2 protein-coding genes are annotated in these 1281 nt (G+C 64.2%); one reads left to right on the forward strand and one right to left on the reverse strand.

Annotated elements, in window-relative coordinates; all coding sequences use genetic code 11:
• Positions 1-379: 379 nt before the first annotated feature.
• Entirely contained in the window at positions 380-808 is a 429-nt protein-coding gene (locus AC3WJR_RS20365) for a CBS domain-containing protein (RefSeq protein ID WP_492727484.1), read from the reverse strand.
• A 73-nt stretch (positions 809-881) separates the two neighbouring features.
• On the opposite strand from AC3WJR_RS20365, the gene AC3WJR_RS20370 reads away from it, so the two are divergent.
• Positions 882-1157, forward strand: coding sequence for a hypothetical protein (locus AC3WJR_RS20370; RefSeq protein ID WP_492727486.1), 276 nt, complete (start codon positions 882-884; stop codon positions 1155-1157).
• Positions 1158-1281 lie beyond the last annotated feature (124 nt).

The following is a 1281-nucleotide window of genomic DNA, read 5'->3' on the forward strand; positions in this document are numbered from 1 at the left end:
GCGGTGACACCCCTCTAGGCGGGGTCCCTGATTCGGTCAAACGCTTTTTTGCACTTTTCTTTCAATCATGCGGCAAACCTGCGGAACCGCTGGGGTTTGGGCACGCCTTGAGGCTTTGCCATTCCCCCCCGTATTCATCACACACCCTATCAAATCCGATCCGGTCTAGCCGAAACGCTGGCAATCACGGGTGCGAGGGCGCTCATCTAGCGATCGACGAGCCAGACCCTTGAACAGCTGGTCCAACAGGGATCGACCCTCCACGGGATCTGATTGCGCGATCCGCAAGACGGTCGCCCGGCAACGAAGGACGTAGGGCGCGACATCGACACCGCCATGCATAACGTGTCGCGACCGCTACGACATCTAGTGCCGCGGCCTAAGCCGACTGGATATAATTGCGCATAGCCTCGGCATCGGCCTCGATCCGGTCGATCCGGTATTTGACCAGGTCGCCGATCGACACCATGCCGACGATGCAGTCCGCTTCTACCACTGGCAAATGGCGGATCCGCCGCTTGGTCATCAACGACAGCGCCCCGATCACCGCTTCGTCCGCTCGGACCGTGATTGCCGGTGCCGTCATGATATCGGCGACGGTGCGGTCGAGCGCAGCCGCGCCATGGTGGGCGATCGCATAGATCACGTCGCGTTCGGAGAAAACGCCCGCAACCCGGTCGCCATCCAATACCGGAACCGCACCGATCCTGCGTTCCGCAAGCAACGCCACCGCCGCGCCGACGCTCTGATCCGCGGTTACCGAGACGACCTCGCGTCCCTTGCCGCCCAATATCGCTCCGATCGTCATCATCGCTCTCCCGCTTCGCTCGGTGATCGAGTCTCGCGCTTGAGAATTTCACGTTTGCGCGGCAATGGGAAGCATGGCGAAGCGGTCCAGCCTCGATGATCCAGACTATGCAGCATTTGCATGGAGCCGGTACCGGCGGATCCTGGGATGGATGGGCCTCGTCGCGATCGCGTTCATCACCGCTGCGATCATCGTGCTCGATCGGGTTTATGGTCCGCTCGGCTGGGTCGCGATCCTGGCGGTGATCGGTGGCGCGGGCGGATCGATCATGCTCGCAGCCGCGCTGATGGGGCTGATCTTCCTCAGTTCGGGAAGCGGCCACGACGAGTCGATCGACGATATAGAGTGAGGGCCGGGCTCGCGTGAGGAGCCAACCGAGCCTGTGTACATACGGTCGTGGGGGGGGGGGGGGGGGGGGGGGGGGGGGGGGGGGGGGGGGGGGGGGGGGGGGGGGGGGGGGGGGGGGGGGGGGG

The organism is Sphingomonas sp. FW306-05-A (genome assembly GCF_058782275.1).